Source organism: Longimicrobiaceae bacterium (assembly GCA_035696245.1).
Taxonomy (GTDB): Bacteria; Gemmatimonadota; Gemmatimonadetes; order Longimicrobiales; family Longimicrobiaceae; genus DASRQW01.
Window position 1 is genome coordinate 1 of sequence record DASRQW010000150.1, and the last position, 4951, is coordinate 4951.

The window sequence follows — 4951 nt, forward strand, 5'->3', positions numbered from 1 at the left end:
CCTCCTCCGCGCCCCCGACGCCCGGCGGGAATCAGACGTTCACCCCTCCCCAGCGTCACCATCCGCCGCCCATCCGGAAGGAGCCCGGGCACGAGGCGAGGACCGGCCCGGCCGGCGGATCGATAATCCGCGCCGGCCTCATCTCGCCTCTCCACGACAACGTCCTCCGCGCCGGCGTTGGTCCCGCGGCCCCAATTCGGTGTTTCCAGCGGCGAGATGATGATCGGGAGACCCCGTCCGCGCACGCAGTCAGGAGATGGTCATCGGCAGATGCCGAACGGAGACGCGGATCGGGAGATGGTCACCGGGGAATCGGGTCCGGAGATGCGCGTCGGACCCGACCCACGACACGGGAGATGTACGGCGGCGCGATGCCCGGCCGTTCATCTACCGAGCCGCGTTCCCGATCCTACTCTGCCGATCCGCGGCGGTGGATGGTTTCGATGGATCGGGATGATGCGCGGAGGACGGGCGGCGCGTGCGAAAAGACGGCGGACACGCAGGTCCGCGCCTACACGTCGGATGGATTTGCGCCGGTCGGCGAGCGGCGGATGGACGCGATAAAGGGACGACTCCTCGCGGAATCGTCCCCCTTTCGATTTGACCGGCGGCTCGGGCCGCGGGCGGTCAGACCGCCGCGAGAAGCTTCTCCAGCTCTTCGGGAGAGAGCTCGGCGCCGGAGCGGGTGCCCATGCGGCGTCCGCGGGTGGCGCGGATCTCCTTCTTGGTCTGCGGCGGCTCGGCCGGCTCCGGCTCGTCGCCGAAGACGCTGAAGCCGGGCACGTTCACCCGCGGGATGCGGCGCCCCATCAGGTGCTCCACCGCGGCCACGTCGCCAATCTCGCCGCCCGACATGAAGGTGATGGCGATGCCCGTCTCGCCCGCGCGGCCGGTGCGGCCCACGCGGTGCACGTAGCCCTCCGGATCCTTGGGCGCGTCGTAGTTGACCACGTGCGAGATGCCGTCCACGTCCAGGCCGCGCTGCGCCACGTCGGTGGCGACCAGAACCTGGACCTTGCCCTCGCGGAACGACTCCAGCGCCTTGCCGCGCTGCTGCATGTTACGGTCGCTGTGCAGCGTCTCCACCTTCAGCCCCGCGCGCGTGAGGTGCGACGCCACGCGGTCCGCGCCGAACTTGGTGCGGGTGAAGATGAGGGCCGACTGGAACTCCGGCTGCTTCAGCAGGTGCAGCAGCAGCTCGGGCTTCTGGCGCTGCTCCACGGGGTAGACGAACTGCTCCACCGTCTCGGCGGTGGTGATCTTGGGGCTCGCCTCGACGGTGACGGGCTCGCGCAGGATGTCGTACGCGAGCGACTTCACCGAGTTGGGCATGGTGGCCGAGAAGAACAGCGTCTGCCGCTGCTTGGGGCAGTTGCGCAGCACCGTGTCGATCTGCGGGCGGAAGCCCATGTCGAGCATCCGGTCGGCCTCGTCGAGCACCAGCACCTCCAGGCCCGACAGGTCCACGTTGCCGCGCTCCACGTGGTCGATCAGGCGGCCCGGCGTGGCGACCAGCACCTCGTAGCCCGCGCGCAGGCTGCGCATGTCCTTGTCCAGCGGCACGCCGCCGTACAGGCAGCCCACGAACAGCTCGCTGTACTTGGCGTAGTCGCGCGCCGACTCGGCCACCTGGATGGCGAGCTCGCGCGTGGGGCAGAGGACGAGGGCCTTGAGGCCTTCCTTGCCGCGCAGCCGGTGAAGCGTGGGAAGCATGAAGCCGGCGGTCTTGCCGGTGCCGGTGGGGGCCTTGCCCATCACGTCGCGCCCTTCGAGGGCGGCGGGGATGGCCTGCTGCTGAATGGGGGTGGGAACCTCGTAGCCCTGCTCCTTCACCGCGCGCAGGAGCTCCGGCGCGAGGTTCAGATCGTCGAATGTCATGTTCTCTTTCTGGCCCGGGCTTCTTGTTCCGGGTCCGTTTGCTGGTGCGGGGCGCGCGTTCGCTCGCGTCAGGGCCCCGCGTGTCTTGTCGTCCGTAGTTGGACAATGCGCTGCCCGGAGAGTGCGGCCCCTCCGTCCGGAGGCGTACCGCTGGGCAGCGACAGCGCGTGTATTTGCTGATGCAAACATAGCAATCTAACGGCTTTTCCTCAGTCCCGCCACCCGCCGCCCCACATCTCCCGTCACGTTCGCGCAACCTCGCCGCGACGAGCTGCGACTCCCCGCCGCCTCATCCGCCGGGCCCCCGACTTTGCCCAGATCAGCCACGCAGCATCTAACCGACCCCACAGAACCACAGAAAGAGTATGTGTCGACAAAGCGAATCTCGCGTGATTGCCGATGATTTTCTTCACGAAACATGCACTACCTGCGCGGCTTCGAAATAACGCGTCGAGTGCCAGCGGGACATGATGTTGGTAGATGTACGAAAGCCCGCCGCATCGATAGATGTGGACGGGCTCGTGGAGATCGCCTGCGGCTGCCTACGAGCGGCGCTCGAACAGCGTACCGTCGCGGGTCTCGCCCAGGGCCAGCCGGCAGAGCGCCTGGATCCTGTCGTGCGCGGTGGACAGGTCCCAGACCGGATCGCAGTTCACCCGGTGCCGGATCCAGACCTCCAGCTTCTCGTTGTCCGCATCGCGAATCAGGAGCAGGGCGAGCTCCAGCTCGGCGACCCGTTCACGCTCGGCCGCGACCATCGCGAGCAGCTCCTCCCGGCTAACCATTGTTCCAACCTCCAGACGACGCGAGAACTGACGGCTGGGTGCGCCCGCACGTTGCGAGCCACCTCTTCTGCCCGCTCCCGGCCGGCACCCGCGTACACCCGTGGGCAACGCATCTCGCGGACCCGGAAACGGTAGCGGGGCCTGGCGCCGGTGGTTAGGTTGGTGCAACCGGCGGGGAACGACCGATGCGTCGCTCGCCGCGGCTTTTCCAGGCGCTCCGCACGGCGGCGCGCGCGCACCACCGGGAACACCCATGGCAGACCTTCGCGAGTTCCACGGCCCCAACGCGGGCTACGTGCTGGACCTGTACGAGAGATTCCAGCGCGATCCCTCCCTGGTGGACGAGGGATGGCGCTCTTACTTCGCGTCGTTCACCCCCACGGGCGACGCTTCCGTCTCTTCCGGCGCCTCCGCTTCGGGCACGGACGTGCAAGCCGTGCTGGACGCGTACGAGTTGGCGGTCTCCATCCGCGCGCGCGGGCACACGGCGGCGCGCCTGGACCCGCTGGGCGGCGAGCCGCAGCCCGACCCGTCGCTGCGCCCCGAGGCGCACGGCATCTCCGACGCCGATCTCGCGCGCCTGCCCGCCTCGGTCGTGCGCGGCGCGGCGGCGCAAGGCGCGGGCACCGCGGCGGATGCCATCGCCCGCCTTCGCGCGGCGTACAGCGGCACCGCGGGCTACGAGCTCGACCATGTGGGCAGCGCCGACGAGCGCGCCTGGCTGCAGGAGGCGGTGGAGACGGGCCGCTTCCGCACGCCGCTCGATGCGGACGCGAAGCGCGCCCTGCTCGCTCGCCTGTCGCAGGTGGAGGGCTTCGAGAAGTACCTGCACCGCGTCTTCTTCGGCCAGAAGCGCTTCTCGATCGAGGGCACCGACGCCATGGTGCCCATGCTGGACGAGGTGATCCGCGGCGCCGCGCAGTCCGGCGCGGGCGACGTGCTGATCGGCATGGCGCACCGCGGGCGGCTGAACGTGCTCACCCACGTGATGGGCAAGCCGTACTCGATGATGGTGGCGGCCTTCGCCAGCGCGCAGCTCGCCCCCGGCGTGGACGCGCAGCAGAACACCGACGAGCCGTCGGGCGACGTGAAGTACCACATGGGCTGGAAGGACACGAAGGAGATCGGCGGCGCGAAGGTGCGCGTCACCCTCTCCCCCAACCCCAGCCACCTGGAGTTCGTCAACCCCGTCGTGGTGGGGATGACGCGCGCGGCGCAGGACGACACTTCGGCCGCGGGCAAGCCGACGCTCGACGCGCGGAAGGCGGTGGCGGTGCTCATCCACGGCGACGCGGCGTTCCCCGGCCAGGGCACGGTGCCCGAGACGCTGAACATGTCCGGCCTGCGCGGCTACACGGTGGGCGGCACGCTGCACATCATCGCCAACAACCAGATCGGCTTCACCACCGACCCCGTCGACGACCGTTCCACGCGCTACGCCAGCGACCTCGCCAAGGGCTTCGAGATGCCCGTGGCGCACGTGAACGCCGACGACGCGGAGGAGTGCTTGGCGGTGATGCGCCTGGCTTTCGCGTACCGCCAGGAGTTCGGCCGCGACTTCGTGGTGGACCTCGTCGGCTATCGCCGCTGGGGCCACAACGAGGGCGACGAGCCGGCGTTCACCCAGCCGATGATGTACGAGACGGTCCGCTCCCACCCCACGGCGCGCGAGGTCTACGCCCGCGTGCTCGTCGACCAGGGCGTGGTGACGCAGGACGATGCGGACGCCCTGCTCCAGCGCGTGAACGACGAGATGTCGAAGGCGGCGGAAGAGGTCGGGCCGGCCAAGCCGCACGCCGAGCCGTCGCCCAACGGCCGCCATCCCTCGGCCGCGGAGACGGGCGTGCCGGCGGAGAGGCTGAAGGAGCTGAACGCCGCGCTTCTACAGTTCCCCGAAGGCTTCCAGCCCGCGGCGCGGCTCGCCAAGAACGTGCTGGAGAAGCGCCGCACGGCGCTGGACGGCGAGAAGCCCGACATCGACTGGGGCCATGCCGAGGCGCTCGCCTTCGCGTCGCTGCTCCAAGACGGCACGCCGGTTCGCATCACCGGGCAGGACGCGGAGCGCGGCACCTTCAGCCACCGGCACGCGGTGCTGAACGACGCCAAGACGGGCGCCAAGCACAACGCCCTCCAGCAGCTTCCGCAAGCCACGGCGAGCTTCGAGGTGCACAACTCGCCGCTCTCGGAGATGGCGGTCGTCGGCTTCGAATACGGCTACTCGGTGGCCGATCCCAAGGCGCTGGTGCTGTGGGAGGCGCAGTACGGCGACTTCGCCAACGGCGCGCAGG

At 69.6% G+C, this 4951-nt stretch carries 3 protein-coding genes; 1 reads left to right on the plus strand and 2 read right to left on the minus strand.

The genetic code is table 11. The annotated features are described in order from the left end of the window. Positions 1 to 627: 627 nt before the first annotated feature. The gene (locus tag VFE05_06680) at positions 628 to 1878 is read right to left on the minus strand and encodes a DEAD/DEAH box helicase (GenBank protein ID HET6229750.1); all 1251 of its coding nucleotides are present in this window, start codon (positions 1876 to 1878) and stop codon (positions 628 to 630) included. Between the two features lie 542 nt (positions 1879 to 2420). Continuing rightward, a complete protein-coding gene (locus VFE05_06685) occupies positions 2421 to 2636 on the minus strand; it encodes a hypothetical protein (GenBank protein HET6229751.1) in 216 nt (71 codons plus the stop codon). A gap of 280 nt (positions 2637 to 2916) precedes the next feature. Between VFE05_06685 and VFE05_06690 the strand changes: the two genes are divergently transcribed. Next, on the plus strand, positions 2917 to 4951 hold a 2035-nt coding region (locus VFE05_06690), incomplete at its 3' end, for a 2-oxoglutarate dehydrogenase E1 component (GenBank protein HET6229752.1).

Bases quoted from the DNA above. Each gene is read 5' to 3' on its own strand.
- VFE05_06685 (HET6229751.1), bottom strand. From the start codon at position 2,636: ATGGTCGCGGCCGAGCGTGAACGGGTCGCCGAGCTGGAGCTCGCCCTG.
- VFE05_06680 (HET6229750.1), bottom strand. From the start codon at position 1,878: ATGACATTCGACGATCTGAACCTCGCGCCGGAGCTCCTGCGCGCGGTG.